Origin of the sequence: Halosimplex halobium, assembly GCF_051414055.1 — an archaeon.
Taxonomy (GTDB): domain Archaea; phylum Halobacteriota; class Halobacteria; order Halobacteriales; family Haloarculaceae; genus Halosimplex; species Halosimplex halobium.
Genome location: NZ_JBLKNX010000004.1, coordinates 196,665 through 209,438, shown reverse-complemented (window position 1 = coordinate 209,438; position 12,774 = coordinate 196,665). Strand labels below are relative to the sequence as shown.

The 12,774-nt window shown below is 70.2% G+C and carries 13 protein-coding genes; 5 read left to right on the top strand and 8 right to left on the bottom strand.

Going from position 1 to position 12,774, the window contains the following annotated elements:
* Positions 1-322: 322 nt before the first annotated feature.
* Positions 323-1,414, bottom strand: a complete 1,092-nt coding sequence (locus ACMGFG_RS05800) for an archaeosine biosynthesis radical SAM protein RaSEA (protein ID WP_436929403.1) — start codon at positions 1,412-1,414, stop codon at positions 323-325.
* A 75-nt stretch (positions 1,415-1,489) separates the two neighbouring features.
* Positions 1,490-3,490, bottom strand: coding sequence for a hypothetical protein (locus ACMGFG_RS05795; RefSeq protein WP_436929402.1), 2,001 nt, complete (start codon positions 3,488-3,490; stop codon positions 1,490-1,492).
* A 986-nt stretch (positions 3,491-4,476) separates the two neighbouring features.
* On the opposite strand from ACMGFG_RS05795, the gene ACMGFG_RS05790 reads away from it, so the two are divergent.
* Positions 4,477-5,259, top strand: a complete 783-nt coding sequence (locus ACMGFG_RS05790) for a creatininase family protein (protein WP_436929401.1) — start codon at positions 4,477-4,479, stop codon at positions 5,257-5,259.
* A 110-nt stretch (positions 5,260-5,369) separates the two neighbouring features.
* On the opposite strand, the gene ACMGFG_RS05785 is transcribed toward ACMGFG_RS05790, so the two are convergent.
* The 3 genes from ACMGFG_RS05785 to ACMGFG_RS05775 all read right to left on the bottom strand — a co-directional run bounded on the left by ACMGFG_RS05785 (position 5,370) and on the right by ACMGFG_RS05775 (position 7,606).
* Positions 5,370-5,837, bottom strand: coding sequence for a DUF5790 family protein (locus ACMGFG_RS05785; protein WP_436929400.1), 468 nt, complete (start codon positions 5,835-5,837; stop codon positions 5,370-5,372).
* A 143-nt stretch (positions 5,838-5,980) separates the two neighbouring features.
* Entirely contained in the window at positions 5,981-7,165 is a 1,185-nt protein-coding gene (locus ACMGFG_RS05780; protein ID WP_436929399.1) for a DUF7544 domain-containing protein, read from the bottom strand.
* An 87-nt stretch (positions 7,166-7,252) separates the two neighbouring features.
* Positions 7,253-7,606: a dihydroneopterin aldolase family protein gene (locus ACMGFG_RS05775; RefSeq protein ID WP_436929398.1), complete on the bottom strand. Its 354-nt coding sequence runs from the start codon at positions 7,604-7,606 to the stop codon at positions 7,253-7,255.
* Between the two features lie 37 nt (positions 7,607-7,643).
* Between ACMGFG_RS05775 and ACMGFG_RS05770 the strand changes: the two genes are divergently transcribed.
* From ACMGFG_RS05770 to ACMGFG_RS05755, 4 genes are all read left to right on the top strand, one after another.
* Positions 7,644-9,302: an Hsp70 family protein gene (locus tag ACMGFG_RS05770; RefSeq protein WP_436929397.1), complete on the top strand. Its 1,659-nt coding sequence runs from the start codon at positions 7,644-7,646 to the stop codon at positions 9,300-9,302.
* Complete coding sequence (locus ACMGFG_RS05765; RefSeq protein ID WP_436929396.1) at positions 9,302-9,475, top strand: hypothetical protein; 174 nt, start codon at positions 9,302-9,304, stop codon at positions 9,473-9,475. The genes ACMGFG_RS05770 and ACMGFG_RS05765 overlap by 1 nt, the downstream gene beginning before the upstream one ends.
* A 126-nt stretch (positions 9,476-9,601) precedes the next feature.
* Positions 9,602-10,381, top strand: coding sequence for an NAD-dependent glucose-6-phosphate dehydrogenase Azf (gene azf, locus ACMGFG_RS05760; RefSeq protein ID WP_436929395.1), 780 nt, complete (start codon positions 9,602-9,604; stop codon positions 10,379-10,381).
* Positions 10,382-10,516: 135 nt separating this feature from the next.
* Positions 10,517-11,446 carry a hypothetical protein gene (locus ACMGFG_RS05755; protein ID WP_436929394.1) on the top strand — a complete coding sequence of 310 codons (930 nt, stop codon included), beginning with the start codon at positions 10,517-10,519 and terminating at the stop codon, positions 11,444-11,446.
* A 120-nt stretch (positions 11,447-11,566) separates the two neighbouring features.
* On the opposite strand, the gene ACMGFG_RS05750 is transcribed toward ACMGFG_RS05755, so the two are convergent.
* The 3 genes from ACMGFG_RS05750 to ACMGFG_RS05740 all read right to left on the bottom strand — a co-directional run bounded on the left by ACMGFG_RS05750 (position 11,567) and on the right by ACMGFG_RS05740 (position 12,749).
* Positions 11,567-11,713, bottom strand: a complete 147-nt coding sequence (locus ACMGFG_RS05750) for a DUF7563 family protein (RefSeq protein ID WP_167837492.1) — start codon at positions 11,711-11,713, stop codon at positions 11,567-11,569.
* 41 nt (positions 11,714-11,754) lie between these two features.
* The gene (locus ACMGFG_RS05745; protein WP_436929393.1) at positions 11,755-11,958 is read right to left on the bottom strand and encodes a YgaP-like transmembrane domain; all 204 of its coding nucleotides are present in this window, start codon (positions 11,956-11,958) and stop codon (positions 11,755-11,757) included.
* A gap of 71 nt (positions 11,959-12,029) precedes the next feature.
* Positions 12,030-12,749, bottom strand: a complete 720-nt coding sequence (locus ACMGFG_RS05740; protein ID WP_436929392.1) for an HVO_2922 family protein — start codon at positions 12,747-12,749, stop codon at positions 12,030-12,032.
* Between the last annotated feature and the right edge of the window lie 25 nt (positions 12,750-12,774).

Below are 12,774 nucleotides of genomic sequence, written 5' to 3'. Positions count from 1 at the left end.
AGACCGGATTCAGAGCGGGAGGGGGATCGCCGGACTCGCCGTCGAAGCCACGGATACGACGCGGCGTCGCGACTACGGGGAGTGCAGGGATAGGATGGGGGAACGTAGGGGCTGGAGCGTGTGACAGTCGGGGTCTCCAGGGCCCCTACGATGCCCTTGATCGTAGACGCATAAAAACCCACGGCAACCGGAGTGGAAGTGAAACCGCCGGACTGTACCGCCACGAACCGTGTCAACGACTGACTCACGGCGGCGACCGGAGGGGACCGTTTCGGGTCGAACGGGTGCCGGCGGCGAGTCGGGAGGTGTCGAAACCGTGTGGCTACCGGGCGAGCGGGAGGGAGTAGCTGCGCTCGCGCTCGACGACCGCCTCCCAGGTGCGCTCGCAGTCGCAGGACACCTGGTCGAAGACGGCGGGGTCCTGGCGCTGGTCGAAGTCCTTGATCGCGCGCTGGACGCGGTCGTCGCAGTCGCCGCAGTTGTGCGGGCCGCGGTCGGAGCCGTGACCGACCGGGTCGGAGACGACGATCCCATTTACGTCGGCGGTCGCCTCCAGCACCTCGGCGACCGACCAGAGCCACGGCGGGCGGTAGCCGCCCTCGTGGTACAGGTCCTCGACCATCGTGTAGCGCTGGACGTTACAGGGGTTCATCGAGACGGTGTGACAGCCCTCGACGTCGAGACAGCGCCGGACGGACCGTTTCATGTCTTCGACGGCCTCGCCCTCCGAGAGGAAGGGCGGCTTCATCAGGAGGTAGGCCTTGACGCCGCCACCGTCGACGGCGCTCGCCTCGGCGCAGGCGTCTTCGAAGTCCGAGAACTCGAAGTACTTGTTGACGCAGTCGCGGCGGACGCGGTCGGTGGCGGTCTCCAGACCGATGGCCACGTCGCAGTCCATGCCCTGCTCGGTGAACTCGCGGACCTTCTCGCGGTCGACGAAGTCGGGCAGCGACTCGACGACGATGCGGTCACGGTCGCCGAACGTGTCGGCGATGGCCCGGCGGGTCTCGGCGGACACCTCCCGCTCGTCGAGGAAGGATCCGGAGGTGTAGATCTTGATCAGGTCGGCGCGGTCGCCGCGCAGGTCGTCGGCGTGTTCTTCCTCGTGTTCCAGACACTCGTCGATCTGGGCCATGAGGTCCTCGTGGGCGACGCTGCCGCCGTCGACGGACTCGGCGACGTAGCCGCACATGGTGCAGCCGCCGGCGCGGGCCCACCGACAGCCGCCGGTGTTGAGGATGATGGTGAGCGAATCGACGAAGCCGTCGGGGGTGTTGTCCTCGTCGAGCCAGACCCGCGTGGGCTCGCGCGGGTCGTAGCTGGCGTCGTTGCGCGAGCGCACCTCGCGCATCACCTTGTTGTGGGCGTCCATCCCCTTGCCCTGCTCGTAGACCTCGGGGCTCGGCTGGCTCATTGGAGGCGTCTATCCGGCCGGGCGGTAAAACCTCCGCGGTCCGGGCGGCGCCGAGCGCCCCGCGCCCGCGGCCAGTCAGCCGTTCGTCAGCGCGAGCCAGCGGAACTCGCCGCTGAGGGCGTCGACCGCCGGCAGCGCCGAGGGGCCGTAGTGGAAGAGGACGAACGACGTGAGCAGGAGGTAGACGGTCGCCATCGCGGTCGCGACGCCGAGCGCGCCCGCGGCGACCCCCTCGAACCGGTCGTCGTAGCGGGCGGCCACCAGCGCCGCCGCCAGGACCGCGGCGGCGGCCAGCGACGCCAGCCCGAACGGCTGGACGACGCCGCCCTTCGACGCGTCGACGAACAGGAGCGCGCCGAACGCCGCGGGCGTCCCGAGCACCAGCCCCGCCTCGTAGCCCAGGGCGACGGCCCGCGTGCGGTCGACGAACAGCGCCCGGACCTGCGGGACCCGGACGCAGCCGTAGACCGCCAGCGGGTAGAGGGGGTGGAGGTACCGGACGGTCGCCTGGACGTGCACCGGGAGGTTGCCCATGTACAGCGAGAGGAACAGCGCCGCGAACACGACGACGAGCAGGTCCACGGCGTCAACGGCCTCACGGAGGCGGCGGCCGTCGTCGCGGATCTGTCGGCCCCAGCGGCCCAGCGCCGGCGGGAGCGCGACCAGCGCCGCGAGGACCGGCGCCGATTCGAGCACCGAGAGGTTCGTCCGCCCGTCGAAGAAGAGGTTCGTGACGGGCTTGTCGGCCTCGCCCCAGCGGACGAACGTCCGGAAGACCCGTTCGGGCTCGGTGACCAGCGCGACGGCCCCGCCGACGTACATCTCCAGCGCCCGCCGGGCCAGCGGCCGGACGGCCTCGACCCCCGCGACGACCGTCCCGGCGAGCGTGGCGAGAGTACCCGCGACCGCCGCGAGGACGCCACCGCTCGATCCGGCCGTGCCGGCTCCACCGCTCGGCCCGCCCTCGCCGCCGCTCGACGCGGTGGCGCCGTCACCGCCAGCGCTCGCCGCCCCGCCGTCGGTGAGTTCGGCCAGCGACGCCCCGTGGTAGGAGTCGAGGAAGTGCGGCGGGAGCAGCGGGTTGCCCGCGACGACGGCGTTCGTCGCGAGGTAGGGGACGAGCGCGAGGCCGGCCAGCCCGGCGACGACGGCCAGCGTCCGGCGGTCGTTCCTGGGCGCCGTCGGGAGGTCGACGACGGCCAGCGCGGCCAGCAGCGTGATCCCCTCGGGGGCGTGGACCCACGCGAGCAGGCCGCCGCAGGCGAAGGCGCCGCCCCGGAGCGCCGCGCTCTCCAGGGGCGTGCGGCCGTCCTCGCGGCTCGCCGCGAACGCGTACACCGCCAGCAGGACGAACATCGCCGACAGCGTGTGTCGCTTGGGCGCGCTCGCCCAGAAGGCGACGGGCGTCCCCAGCAGGACGGCCGCCCCCGCGAGCGCGCCGACCGTCCGGCCGTGCCGGAGCGCCACCAGCCGGTAGACGGCGACGACCACCACCGCGCCCGCGAGTATCGTCGCCAGCTGCAAGGCGACCGTCGACGGCTCGACTCGCAGCGGCTTGTAGAACCACGCGTTGCCGGCCAGCGCGAGCGCGCCCAGTCCCACACCGGCCGCGAGCCCGCGCCGACGCTGGCCGACCAGGTCGCCGACGAGCGCGGTCGTCGCGGCCACGAGCGCGCTGAACGCGGCGACGACGAGCCAGCGCAGGTCGACCAGCGGGTCGATGGCCTCGACCGCCCAGTAGACCGGCAGGCCGAGGGCGACGAGGCCGTACCCGCGGCCCCACACCCGCCCGTCGCGGTAGTGCATCCCCGGGTAGCTCCGCCCGAGTTCGCCCGGGACGCCCAGCGACAGCCGCCCGTCGGCCAGCCGTTCGAGCATCCACGTGTACAGCCCGATGTCGTTGAAGAAGACGCCGACCCGCCAGGTCAGCAGGTACAGCGCGAGCGCCCCGCAGAACAGCGCCAGCCCCGGACGGCCGCCGAACAGGACCCGCGTCAGCGTCGCCGCGAGCGTGGCGGCACGCTCGGTCCGGACCGAGGCAGGGAGCCACCCGTACCGCGCCGAGTCGCCGCTCATCGGCGCCCCCTCCCCCGGATCGCTCGGCGTTCATCACTCGACCGGTCGCTCGGTCCCGTCACGTTGCCACCACGTTCCGCGCTCCCCGAAATAACTATTCGGGGGCGATTATCGCACGCGATAAGCGTCGCTGTCTCGAACGACGACGTTCTGTTCGTGTTGTTCGTTGAGTGGGTGTTTCTGGGTGGTTTGTCGTGGAAGGAAGTTGTTCGAGAGCGACCGCAGGGGACAGCGAGCGATGAAAGCCCTCGCCGCGCTCGCTAGCTGTCGACTCGACCGCATTCGACGGTGAGCGATGAAAGCCCTCGCCGCGCTCGCTAGCTGTCGACTCGACCGCATTCGACGGTGAGCGCCGAACGCCCTCGACGCGCTCGCGGTCGCTGAGGCGGGATATCCGCGCTCTCCGCACCGCCCGCTCACGGCACAGCCGTTCGCTTCGAGGCGCGAGCGCCTCGCACCGCGCGGATAGTGCCCGCTCAGGCGACTGTCGGCGCGAGCGCGCCTCGCCCGTTCAGTCCACCGGGAGAGCACGCTCTCCCGGGCCCCGCGCTCACACGTTCGCGCGGACGCCAGGACAGCACCGCGACCGCACCCGCCCTGCACAGCACCGCAGACGGCCACGAGCCTCCCCAGCCGATTCGCGACACACGAGTCGCGAATCCGCCGTCGGAGCACGCTCCGACGAGCCTTCGGTCGCAGGCTCCCGAAGACCTCGCGCGGCTACCGTCGCGCGATGAAACGCGACAGCGCGCGCCAACCGCACCGCAACGGCTTACTACAACAGCCGTCACCTGCAGGTAGCATCCGGCACAGAGCGCCGGTTCTCCGCCAGAGCAAGCTCTGACGGTGTTTTCGCCCACGTTTTTGCTACCCGGGTTCCCCGCAGGGAGCGTAGCGGCCGAGGAACCGGCTGGGAAAAGGATGGCTGGCCACGACGGTTCCGACGCGGCCGTATCGCTTAACCGTCGCCGCCGCGAGCGGCCGGTATGCACCTCTCGGCATCGACCTGGCCCGAGGCCGACGCCGTCGAGACGGATCTGGCCGTCCTGCCGGTCGGCAGCACCGAACAGCACGGCCCGCACGCCCCGCTCGGCACGGACGCGCTGACCGCCGAGGCCGTCGCCGAGGCCGGTGTCGAGGCCTACGACGGCGAGGTCGTCGTCGCACCGACGGTCCCGGTCGGCGTCGCCGAGGAGCACCGCCACTTCGCGGGGACGCTCTGGGTGAGCGAGGACACCTTCCGCGACTACGTCCGCGAAACCGTGGGGAGCCTCGCCCACCACGGCTGGGACCGCGTCGTCGTCGTCAACGGCCACGGCGGCAACGTCGGGCCGCTCAGAGAAGTCTGCGGGCGGGTCAGCCGCCACGACGACGCCTACGCCGTCCCCTTTACCTGGTTCGACGCCGTCGACCTCGACCGCGACTGGACCGGCGACCCCGACGCGCCACCGGTCGACCTCGACGCGGTCCGGATGGGCCACGGCGGCCCCGTCGAGACTGCGCTCGTGCGCGCGGTGAACCCCGGACTGGTCCGCGACGACAAGCTCGACGACGCCGCGGCGGGCGCCGCCGACGGCTGGGGCGAGTGGGTGAGCGGGACGAACCTCGCCTACGACTCCGCGGAGTTCTCGGAGAACGGAGCGGTGGGCGACCCCCGCGACGGGAGCGAGCCGCTCGGCGAGTGGCTGCGCGAGCGCGCGGCCGAACGACTGGCGACGCTGCTGGACGCGGTCGCGACGCGTGACGTGTCGCGGCCGGACCGGCGCTGACCGGGCTGTCCTCGCCCGGTTCGTCGCTCATACGGATTATTGCAAACGTTTACCGGGTCGACCGCACGACTGCGTGCGGTCGATCCCGGAATGTCTCGCAATAATCCGTATCAGGCCTCGGCTTCCTCTGCGTCCGCGTCGGCTTCGGCGTCGGCGTCCTCCTCGTCGCTCTCCTCGGTCTCGTCGTCGGCCTCGAACTCCTCGAGCGCGCTGCGGAGTTGCGGGACCGTGCTCGCCAGGTCGCTGACCTCCTCGTGGGCCGCGGTCACGTCGTCGATCAGGTCCTCGACGGCCTCGATCTCCTCGGCGAGGTCGTCGGCGTCCTCGAAGGCGTCGGCGCGTTCGCCCATCGTGTACCACTTCTTGGCGTCGACGAGGTGGTCCTCGGCGTCCTCCACGTCCAGCGCCGACCGGAGCGCGTTGAGCACGCCCAGCGTGTTGTCGGCGTCGACCTCCCAGATCGCGTCGGCCTCCGGCAGCGCCGCCCGGGCTTCGTCGAGACTCGCTTCCACGTCCTCGCGCATCTCGCTGGCCGCGTCCTCGAACAGGTCGTCGTCGTCGAAGGTCGCTTGACTCATGTCTCCCCCTTCGGCCCCGTCCCGTTTAAAAACACGCCTGGAACCGAAAGTGAAACTCGACCGTAGCGGCGCCGACCGGAGCGATACCGCCGGACCGGCCGATCAGTTACGGTCCGCCGGTGTCGATCCCGGCCAGGCGGGCGTCACCACCGGTCGTCGTCCCCGTCGCGGTCCCCGCGGTCGACGTTCCAGCCGTCGTCGCCCCCGTCGGCGCCGGCGTCCGCGCTGTCGTCGTCGAGTCCGTCGGGCGCCCCGGGACCGTCGTCACCGGCCGTTGCGGTCCCGGTCGTCCCGTCACCGTCGTCGCCGCCGTCGGTCCGGACGGCCGCGCGGGCGTCGGGGATCACGTCGAAGTGGGGCTCGACGTCGCCGAGGACGAACAGGGCGTAGTAGCGCAGGAACGTCTGGAAGGGCACCTGGATCAGCAGCCCGCCGACGAACACGAGCAGGCCGTACAGGAGCACGAGCACGAGGATCACCGCCGCGGCGGCCGTTCCGCCGCCAGCCATCGCGAGGGCGAACCCGAGCGGCGCGCCGACGACCAGGAACGGGACGGCGAGCGCGATCAGCAGCAACACGAGCAGGAAGGCCACGGCCATCGCAACGCCGATCCCGAGCAGAAAGGACAGGAACAGATAGGCGAGAAACTCCAGGGGCTCGTCGGTCAGCGTCCCCCAGAAGCGCCGCCACGCCGAGAGGACGCCCCGGTCCTCCGCGAGCATCACCGGGACGACGAAGACGGTCGTGAACCCCAGCAGTATCCCGAGCACCAGGGCGCCGACACCCAGCACCGGGATCGCGAGGAGCACGACGGTCAGGATCGTCCCGTCGCTCCAGGCGGTCGGCGGCCACCCGCCCATCGACGCGCCGACCCCGAGCAGTATCGCCGCGGCCGTCGCGATCGCCGCGACCCAGACGGTCAACCGGAAGCCGAACAGCCGGAGGCCGCGCCGCCAGTACCGCCGGACCGACCGGCGCAGCCGCACCTCCTCGTCGCGCAGCGCGGCGACGAAGGCGAACTCCATCGTCGCGCCGACGACCGAGTACAGCAGGAAGGCGACGACCCCGAGGACGGCGATCCCGACGATCAGCGCGATCAGCTCGGGCGTCAACTCGGGCGCGATGTCGGGCGCGCCGGGGCCCGGTTCGGGGGTGTCGGTGTCGCCGCCGAAGTTCGTGGTCGGCGTGCCGGGGAAGGAGACGCCGGCGCCGCCGACGAAGAACATCACCACGGCGAGCCGGAACCATCGCACGCGGTCGACTGGCGTGAGGAACCGCTTGGTCGCCTTGATGGCGTCCTCGATGTCGTTCAGGGCGGCGAGGGACATACCGGACCGGTTGTCCGTCCAGTCACATATCTCTCGTGGTCGGTTCGCCCTCCCGGTGCCCCCGGAACGCTCCCGGGTCGCCGACGGTCAGGGCTCTGGGGCCACGTCGACGACGCGCATGAGCGGGTAGCCGTCCTGCATGTCCATCCGCGTCCGGACCTCGGTGCCCTCGTAGTCGATCGTCATCTCGACCGCCACGAACCGGCCGGTCAGCTCCGTGTAGTCGGCCGCCGAGTCGGCCAGCTCGGTCTCCAGCTCGTCGACCAGCACGTCGACGGTGACCGACTCGCAGTACGGCTGGTTCTCGATGGCCTCCTCCATCGCGCGGGCGAGGCTGTCGGCGCTCGCCGGGCTGACGGGCGTCCCCGCGAACTGGTGGTACAGCGACCCGAACTTGATGCCCGCCTCGAAGCAGGCTGTCTGGGCCTCGGTGGCGTCCATACGGGCCGCTGGGCCGCCCGGGAGTAATGGGTGTCGGGTGCTGGCGACGACCCGTCGCGTACGGACTGACTCTCCGGACTCGAAAAACGGGGTGCGCGGATGCGGATGTTCGACGCGCGCCGTTCGACATCCTGGTAGCGAGCTCACGGATAGGGACTACGTCGAGTGGCGAGCCGGACGGAACTCCGGCTGGGCGGGTCAACACTGGCCACACCGTGTGATTTTTACTGTCGTTTCGTATACTGATAGTATGTCTGACCGGAAGTTTCTCGGTCTCGATTTCGGCACGCGCCGATGCGGAATGGCGGTGTACGGCGACGGTCGACCGGAGCTCGTGGCCGCCGGTAGCCGGAACGGCGGCGTGAGTTCCGTCGTCGCGCGGTCCGACGACGGGCAACTGGAGCCGGGACAGCCCGACACCGACCCCGTTCCGTCGGACCGACGCGCTCGCTCGGCGAAGCGACTGCTCGTCGAAGCCGATCTGGCGGACGAAACGCCGGAGGCGCTACGCCCGGTAGCCACGGTCTTGCGACGGGTCAAGACGACCGCCGAACAGCGACTCGGTACCGAGATGTCCCACCTCGTCGTGGCGGTACCGACCCGACTGAGCGTCCGGCGCCGGAAGCTGCTGGCCGACGTCGCGGAACTCGTGGGGTTCTCCCGGATGTACCCTCTCGACGAGACGACAGCGGCCGTGATGGCGTACGGACACGGGACCGAAGCGAACGGAACCGTTCTGGCGATGGATGTCGGTGCCCGGACGGTCAGTACGTCGCTCGTCGATATCGACGGCGGTGCGTACGAAGTCCTCGCCACGACCGGCGAGCTACATTTCGGCGGGGACGACTGGGACGAAGCGGTCGTGGACTGGGCCATCGACCGAACCGGTATCGAGACAGTCCCCGAATCGGCGCGGTCTCGGCTACGGGAACGGGCGGAGCGCGCCAAGCGTGACCTCGCTATGCACGAACAGACGGAGGTGACGGTTCCGGCCGACGGGTCGAACCGCCAGCTCACACTCACGCGGGCGAAATTCGAACGCGTGACCACGTCTCTCACCGGTCGGCTCACCGACCAGCTGCGGCAGGTGTGTAGTGATGCCGGTGTCACGCCCCGGGCGGTCGACGAAGCCGTGCTCACCGGACAGACGGCACGGCTCCCGCAGGTCCGGTCGACCGTCACCGAGTTCGTGGGCAGTGAATCGGCTGACGGGATCGACCCCGAGACGGCCGTCGCGCGCGGGATTGCAGTTCAGGCCGGCGTCTACGGTGGCCGGTGTGACAACGTCGTGGCGCTGCCGTCCCACGGGACCGCGATCGGCGTTAGATCCGGCGAGGAGGCGTTCCAGCCGGTTCTCGAACAGGATGTGACGTTCCCGGCTTCGGAGACAGTGGTGGGCACGACCAGCTCCGACGACGCCGCGGCCATGCGTTTCGACGTGTACCAGGGCAACCGCGACGCCGTCACCGAAAACGAGCTGATCGGCTCGTTCCGAGTGACGGGTCTCCCTTCGGCGCCGAGCGGCGACCCGGACATAGAACTATCCTTCCATCTCGACGAGCGCGGACTGCTCTCCGTCGACGCCGAAGAGACCGCACTCGAGACAGCGACCGAGGTCACTGTCGAGGGTGATATCGGGCTCTCGGACGGGGAACGGAAGGAACTGGAGGCGTGGCTAACTGAGCGGGACCGCTGATGAGGACGGCGGACGGTGCGGACGCTATCGAGCGCATCGCGGTCCCCGCCCAGACGCGGGACGCCGGCGCGACGGACGGGCTGTTCGCGGCTGCCTCGCCCGGGGACCCAGTGTCGCCGCTGTGCTCGATGGCGATCGACAGCGGAACGGTGAGCGTGTCGTACAGGAGCTAGCGAGCCCGTTCACCCCTGTTCTGCCGTTCGGGTCCTCCGCAGGTCGCCGTGGGTGACAGGGCAGACCCAGCGGCAAAGAGACGGAACCGTACGTTACTTACTGGCCGGTCGCAAGGGTACATCTGAATGGACGAGCCGGTCTTACTCACAGGCGCAGGGGGTCGCGTCGGGCGGGCGGTGCTGGAGGGGCTCGCCGACGAGTACGAGTGGAAGCTGCTCCTCCACAGCCCGCCGGACGAGGAGCCCGACCACGAGTACCTCGTCGGCGACGTGACCGACGAGGAGACCGTCGCGGAGGCGATGGACGGCGTCGGGGCCGTCATCCACCTCGCCGGCGACCCGCGGCCGAGCGCGCCGTGGGACTCGGTGCTGGCGAACAACATCGACGGCACCGAGAAGATGTACGAGGCCGCGGTCGCCGAGGGCGTCGCAAAGTTCGTCTTCGCCTCCTCGAACCACGCCGTCGGCGCCTACGAGACCGACGAGCGCACCCCCGACATGTACCGCAGCGACGACGAGTTCCGCCTCGACGGCACCGAGTTCCCCCGCCCCGGCAACCACTACGGCGTCTCCAAGGCCGCCGGCGAGATCCTCGGCCGCTACTATCACGACGAACACGGCATCTCGGTCTGCAACGTCCGCATCGGCAACCTGACGCGGGGCCACCCGCCGATCGACTACGAGCGCGGCCAGGCCATGTGGCTCTCCTACCCCGACTGCGCCCGCATCCACCGCTGCGCCCTGGAGGCCGACTACGACTTCGAGATCGTCTACGGCATCTCCGACAACGACCGCAAGTACTACTCCCTGGAGCGCGCGAAGGAGGCGCTGGGCTACGACCCCCAGGACAACTCCGCCGAGTGGGACGGCGACGACCACGTCGCCGACTACGAGCGCGAAGTGTAGCGACTTCCGGCCCTCGACGACGCTTGTTCGCTTCCGTCCCTTCGAACCGGACGAACGCACGGCTTCGCCGCGAGTACGAGAGAGAACTGACCCTTTCGGAACGCTTTAGATCCCTGATTTGAATGGTCGAAGCGGATGAAACGACTCGGGCTTGTCGTCGTGTTGGTACTGCTAGTCGCCTGCGCACCGGGCGCGGTGCAGGCGGACGAAGACGAGATTCCGGACACCTGCGACTACACGCCGTACAACATCGAGGAACTGGAAGACCGGTACGACGCGAACGCCACGGGGGTCGGCGACGCGATCAACTCCCCCGACGACACCGACGCGTTGCCGCTTCGGGCGGACAGCGGCGATTACTTCGCCGTGACTATCTTCCACGAGAACATCGGGGACGAGGAACGGCGGCTCACGTTCGACCTCTCGCTGGACACCTCCGTGACCGAACTGCAGAACGTCGAGGAGTACAACGACAGGCTGAACTACCTCACCGTCTCCGACTCGTCGGAGAACGCGTCGTTCAAGTTCTACGCGGAATCGGACGGGCCGGTCTGTCTCGAGATGTTCGAGAACGGCCGGTTCTACGGTGAGTACGACTGGAGTTTCACGATCAGCCAGAACAACGAGCACCAGTGGTATCCCGCGTCGGACGGTTCGACGCCCACGCCGACCCCGACGCCAACGCCGACCGCTACGCCCACGCCGACCCCGACGCCAACGCCGACCGCTACGCCCACGCCGACGGCCACGGCGACGCCCACGGCAACTGCGACGCCGACCCCGGTCCAGACGCGCTCGGCGACTGCGACGGAGTCGGCGTCGGAACCGGGCGGCTCGTCGAGCGAGGCGACCGAGGCTTCGACGGCCGGTGACGGCGACGACATCCAGGACAGCGACGGCGACGGCGTGATCGACTCGGAGGACTACGCGCCGAACGACCCCGACGTACAGGAGAAAAGCGACCTGATAGATACGACGGCCAGCGGGTCCGGCGCCGGCTTCGGCCTCGGGCTGGCCGTCACCGCGCTCGCACTCGCGGCAGTCGCGGCCACGCGGCGGTCCTGACGGTCCGGCGCTGCGTCTCACCGGTTCGCAACGGACGACCGTCCGAAGGGGGAGACCGCCGACTACTCGGACCGGAGAGTTCCCGACGCGGGTCCGCGGTCGGCGACCGCGGAGCGGCGGTCAGTTCCGTTTGGTTCGCACGTCGCCCTTGTCGCGGGTCTTGTCCTCGCAGTTGGGGCAGACGCGGGGCTGGTCCATCCCGTTCGGTGCGAACACGCGAACGTACGATTTCGTCACGACGGCGTCGCAGTTCCGGCAAGTGGGCACACCGGTACGAGTGCGAACAGACTGATAACGCTTGTTTTCGCTCACTCCGTCGTGTCGATCCCCAGCGCCCGGTTCAGTCCGCAGAAACAGGTCACCGCGTTGAACCCCAGCCCGAGCGCGGCGACGCCCAGCAGGAGGCCACGCGAGCGCCTGCCGCTCGCGAGCGCCTTCACCGCGACGACGGTCAGCAGTACCGCGACGATCCCGCGGGCGAGGCGGTCGCGTCCGCCGACGTTGGATTCCATATGCGGCCGTTAGACCGCCACCGTCTCAAAGCCACCGGCGGGAGTTCGTCCCGACCGGAGAGCGGCGCCGCTCAGTCCTCGACGACATCGGCGTCGGGGGCGTTGCGCATCACGCTGCGCATGCCCTTCTCGGCGTTGTGCTTGCGGGTATAGCCTTCGCCGCTGGAGGCGATGACGTTGCCGTTGCGGTGGACGAGCCGCCAGCGCCACTCGTCGGCCCGGTCGCGGAACAGCTCGAACCGCGCCTGGCTCACCACCGGCGCCGCGGCCGCGACGGGCGACTCGACCGCCTCGCGGCCAGGCGTGGGCTCGTCCACCTCGTCCTCGTCCCCGGTGTCCGCCTCGTCTTCATCCCCGGTATCGACCTCGTCTCCGTCTCCGGTTTCGACCTCCGCCGCGGCGACCGTCGCCGTCTCCACTGCCGGCAGGTCGTCGTCCGTCCCGTCCTCCGGGTCGGACTCCGACTCGTCGGTGTCGCCGGCGTCGCCGCCCGCGACGGCCTCGGATGTCGCGGGCTCGTCGTCGGGCGCCCACTCCAGTTCGACCTCGATCTCGACCTCGTCGTCCTCGCGCTCGTACTCGACCTCGAACTCGAAGCTGTCGGGGACCGCCACGGCGAGCGCGTCCTCGCCCTCGCCGAGCGCCACCGCGCCGGCGTCGACCCCGTCCGCGAGGCCGCGGAGCACTGCGGCCGCCTCGGCCCGCGTTGCTGTCCGCTCGCTCTCGAACGCCTCCTCGGGGTCGTCCGGTTCGTCTACGGACTCCTCGGCGGTCGCGCGGTCGTCAGACATGGGTCGGGGTAGGGTAGCCGCGCGG

Excerpts from the sequence above, each read along its gene's own strand:
- ACMGFG_RS05800 (WP_436929403.1), bottom strand. The coding sequence starts at position 1,414 with ATGAGCCAGCCGAGCCCCGAGGTCTACGAGCAGGGCAAGGGGATGGAC.
- ACMGFG_RS05755 (WP_436929394.1), top strand. The coding sequence starts at position 10,517 with ATGAAACGACTCGGGCTTGTCGTCGTGTTGGTACTGCTAGTCGCCTGC.
- ACMGFG_RS05775 (WP_436929398.1), bottom strand. The coding sequence starts at position 7,606 with ATGGACGCCACCGAGGCCCAGACAGCCTGCTTCGAGGCGGGCATCAAG.
- ACMGFG_RS05765 (WP_436929396.1), top strand. The coding sequence starts at position 9,302 with ATGAGGACGGCGGACGGTGCGGACGCTATCGAGCGCATCGCGGTCCCC.
- ACMGFG_RS05790 (WP_436929401.1), top strand. The coding sequence starts at position 4,477 with ATGCACCTCTCGGCATCGACCTGGCCCGAGGCCGACGCCGTCGAGACG.
- azf (WP_436929395.1), top strand. The coding sequence starts at position 9,602 with ATGGACGAGCCGGTCTTACTCACAGGCGCAGGGGGTCGCGTCGGGCGG.
- ACMGFG_RS05780 (WP_436929399.1), bottom strand. The coding sequence starts at position 7,165 with ATGTCCCTCGCCGCCCTGAACGACATCGAGGACGCCATCAAGGCGACC.
- ACMGFG_RS05740 (WP_436929392.1), bottom strand. The coding sequence starts at position 12,749 with ATGTCTGACGACCGCGCGACCGCCGAGGAGTCCGTAGACGAACCGGAC.
- ACMGFG_RS05745 (WP_436929393.1), bottom strand. The coding sequence starts at position 11,958 with ATGGAATCCAACGTCGGCGGACGCGACCGCCTCGCCCGCGGGATCGTC.
- ACMGFG_RS05795 (WP_436929402.1), bottom strand. The coding sequence starts at position 3,490 with ATGAGCGGCGACTCGGCGCGGTACGGGTGGCTCCCTGCCTCGGTCCGG.
- ACMGFG_RS05785 (WP_436929400.1), bottom strand. The coding sequence starts at position 5,837 with ATGAGTCAAGCGACCTTCGACGACGACGACCTGTTCGAGGACGCGGCC.